This is a genomic window from uncultured Roseovarius sp., assembly GCF_913054395.1.
Lineage (GTDB): Bacteria > Pseudomonadota > Alphaproteobacteria > Rhodobacterales > Rhodobacteraceae > Roseovarius.
Genome location: NZ_CAJXIP010000221.1, coordinates 1 through 3841, shown reverse-complemented (window position 1 = coordinate 3841; position 3841 = coordinate 1). Strand labels below are relative to the sequence as shown.

Genomic DNA, 3841 nt, shown 5'->3' with positions numbered 1-3841 from the left:
ATTTCGGATCCGGAACAATCCGCCTGGCTGAAAGAGCGGATCGAGGGCTATGACAAGGAAATCAGCTTTACCCGCGAGGGCCGCAAGGCGATCCTCAACAAGCTGGTCGAGGCCGAAGGCTTTGAAAAATACCTGCATGTCAAATACATGGGCACCAAGCGTTTTGGACTGGATGGCGGCGAATCCCTTATTCCCGCGATGGAGCAGATCATCAAGCGCGGTGGCCAGCTTGGCGTGCGCGATATCGTGATCGGCATGCCCCACCGGGGCCGCCTGTCGGTCCTGGCCAATGTGATGGGCAAACCCTACCGCGCGATATTCAACGAATTCCAGGGTGGCAGCTTTAAGCCCGAAGAAGTCGATGGATCAGGCGATGTGAAATACCACCTCGGCGCCTCGAGCGACCGCGAATTTGACGGCAACAAGGTTCACCTGTCGCTGACCGCGAACCCAAGCCACCTTGAGGCGGTGAACCCCGTCGTTCTTGGCAAGGTCCGCGCCAAGCAGGATCAGCTGAACGACACCGACCGCACAAGCGTTCTTCCGATCCTGCTGCACGGCGATGCGGCCTTTGCCGGGCAAGGCGTCATCGCCGAGGGCTTTGGCCTGTCGGGCCTGAAGGGGCACAAGACCGGCGGCACCATGCATGTGGTCGTCAACAACCAGATCGGCTTTACCACCGCGCCGCATTTCTCGCGCTCTTCGCCTTATCCGACCGACAACGCGCTGGTTGTGGAAGCGCCAATTTTCCACGTGAACGGCGACGACCCTGAAGCGGTTGTACACGCGGCGAAAGTGGCCACTGAATTCCGCCAGAAATTTGGCAAAGACGTCGTCATCGACATCTTCTGCTACCGCCGCTTTGGTCACAACGAGGGCGACGAGCCCATGTTCACCAACCCGGTGATGTACAAGAAGATCAAGAAACAAAAGACCACCCTGTCGCTTTACACCGAGCGGCTTGTCAAAGACGGGCTGATCCCCGAGGGCGAGATCGAGGATATGAAAGCCGCCTTTCAATCGCATCTCGCGGATGAATTCGAGGCGGGCAAGGATTACCGTCCCAACAAGGCCGACTGGCTTGACGGGAAATGGTCCGATCTCAACGCCCATCGCGGCAAATACGAGCGTGGCGAAACCGCCATTTCGCCCGAGACCATGGCAGAGGTCGGTCGCGCGCTTACCGCGACGCCCGAGGATTTCCCGCTTCACAAGACCGTGGAACGCCTGCTTGAAGCCAAGGCCAGGATGTTTGAAACCGGAACCGGATTTGACTGGGCCACAGCCGAGGCGCTCGCCTTCGGGTCGCTGATGACCGAGGGGTATCCCGTGCGCCTGTCGGGTCAGGATTGTACCCGCGGCACCTTCAGCCAGCGCCATTCCGGGCTGATCAATCAGGATAACGAAGAGCGCTATTATCCCCTCAATCACATCCGCGAAGGCCAGGCGCAATACGAAGTCATCGATTCGATGCTCAGCGAATACGCCGTTCTTGGTTTTGAATACGGCTATAGCCTTGCCGAGCCGAACGCCCTGACCCTATGGGAAGCGCAATTTGGCGATTTTGCCAACGGCGCTCAGATCATGTTCGATCAGTTCATCTCGTCGGGCGAAAGCAAATGGCTGCGCATGTCCGGCCTCGTCTGCCTGTTACCCCACGGCTATGAGGGGCAGGGCCCCGAACACTCTTCGGCTCGTCTTGAACGCTTCCTGACGATGTGCGGTGGCGACAACTGGATCGTGGCCAATTGCACCACGCCGGCGAACTATTTCCACATCCTGCGCCGCCAGATGCACCGGACCTTCCGCAAACCGCTCATCATGATGACGCCGAAATCGCTTTTGCGGCACAAGATGGCCGTGAGCAAGACCGAGGAATTCACCACCGGGTCAAGCTTTCACCGGGTGCTTTGGGATGATGCGCAATACGGGCTGTCCGACACCAAGCTTGTGGCGGATAAAAAGATCAAGCGCGTCGTCATGTGTTCGGGCAAGGTCTATTACGACCTGCTGGAAGAACGCGACAGCCGCGGGATCGACGATATCTACCTCATGCGCATCGAACAGTTCTATCCCTTCCCGGCGATGTCGCTGGTCAAGGAACTCGAACGATTCAAAGGTGCCGAGATGGTCTGGTGTCAGGAAGAGCCCAAGAACCAGGGCGCCTGGTCCTTTATCGAGCCCAATATCGAATGGGTGCTGACGCGGATCAACGCCAAACATTCCCGCCCCGTCTATGCCGGGCGACCTGCTTCGGCGTCGCCTGCCACGGGCCTCGCAAAAATGCATAAAGAACAACAAGAAGCGCTGGTCGATGCCGCGCTGACCATCGAAGGGAAATAACCCATGACAACCGAAGTCCGCGTCCCCACGCTTGGCGAATCCGTGACCGAGGCCACCGTGGCCACATGGTTCAAGAAACCCGGTGATCCTGTCGCAGCCGATGAAATGCTCTGCGAGTTGGAAACCGACAAGGTCACCGTCGAAGTGCCCGCGCCCGCCGCCGGGACCATGGGCGATATCGTCGCGAAAGAGGGCGAGACCGTCGGCGTCGACGCTCTTCTTGCGACCATCACCGAAGGCGAGGCCAAAAGCGCCCCCGCAAAACCCGAAAAAGCCGCCGCAAGCACCCCCGCGCCGGGCGGCAAAAGCGTCGATGTCATGGTGCCCACCCTTGGCGAATCCGTCTCCGAGGCGACCGTCTCGACCTGGTTCAAGAAGGTTGGCGATAGCGTCGAGGCCGATGAAATGCTTTGCGAACTGGAAACCGACAAGGTCTCGGTCGAAGTGCCCGCTCCCGCCGCTGGTGTCCTGAGCGAGATCCTCGCCAATGAGGGTGACACCGTTCAGGCCGGCGGCAAGCTCGCCATTCTCGGCGAGGCCGGCGCCGCTTCGGCCCCCGCCAAAGCACAGGACGCCCCGGCGCCCGCAGCGCAATCTCAGGGTGGCAAGGACATCGAAGATGCGCCTTCGGCCAAGAAAGCCATGGCCGAAGCAGGCATCAGCCGCGATCAGGTCACCGGCACCGGCCGCGACGGCCGCGTGATGAAAGACGATGTCGCCCGCGCCGCAAGCGCGGCACCCTCTGCCCCGGCCCCTGCGGCCGCCGCTCCGCGCGCGCCCTCCCCGGCCGAAGACGCCTCACGCGAGGAGCGCGTGAAAATGACCCGCCTGCGCCAGACCATCGCGCGCCGCCTCAAGGAAAGCCAGAACACCGCCGCCATGCTTACCACCTATAACGAGGTGGACATGACCGGGGTGATGACCCTGCGCAACGAATACAAGGACGAGTTTTTCAAGAAACACGGCGTCAAACTCGGCTTCATGTCGTTCTTCACCAAGGCCTGCTGTCACGCCCTGCGCGAGGTCCCCGAGGTGAACGCCGAAATCGACGGCACCGATGTGGTCTACAAGAACTTCGTCCACATGGGCATCGCCGCAGGCACGCCGACCGGCCTTGTGGTGCCGGTGATCCGCGACGCCGACCAGATGAGCTTTGCCGACATCGAAAAGGCCATCGCCGAGAAAGGCGCCCGCGCCCGCGAAGGCAAGCTCAGCATGGCGGAAATGCAGGGCGGCACCTTCACCATCTCCAACGGTGGTGTCTACGGCTCGCTGATGTCCTCGCCGATCCTGAACCCGCCACAGTCAGGTATCCTTGGCATGCACAAGATCCAGGACCGCCCGATGGCGATCAACGGTCAGGTTGTGATCCGTCCGATGATGTATTTGGCGCTGTCCTATGACCACCGCGTTGTCGACGGCAAAGGCGCCGTGACCTTCCTGGTGCGAGTCAAAGAAGCACTGGAAGATCCACGTCGCTTGTTGATGGATCTGTAAA

The 3841-nt window shown here is 60.5% G+C and carries 2 protein-coding genes; both read left to right on the top strand.

Annotated features, from left to right (window positions below; all coding sequences use genetic code 11):
- A partial coding sequence (locus tag QZ522_RS18280) for a 2-oxoglutarate dehydrogenase E1 component (RefSeq protein WP_294614975.1) occupies nt 1-2343 on the top strand: 2343 nt, incomplete at its 5' end.
- A gap of 3 nt (nt 2344-2346) precedes the next feature.
- Nucleotides 2347-3840: a 2-oxoglutarate dehydrogenase complex dihydrolipoyllysine-residue succinyltransferase gene (odhB, locus tag QZ522_RS18275; protein ID WP_294614973.1), complete on the top strand. Its 1494-nt coding sequence runs from the start codon at nt 2347-2349 to the stop codon at nt 3838-3840.
- Nucleotide 3841: the final 1 nt, after the last annotated feature.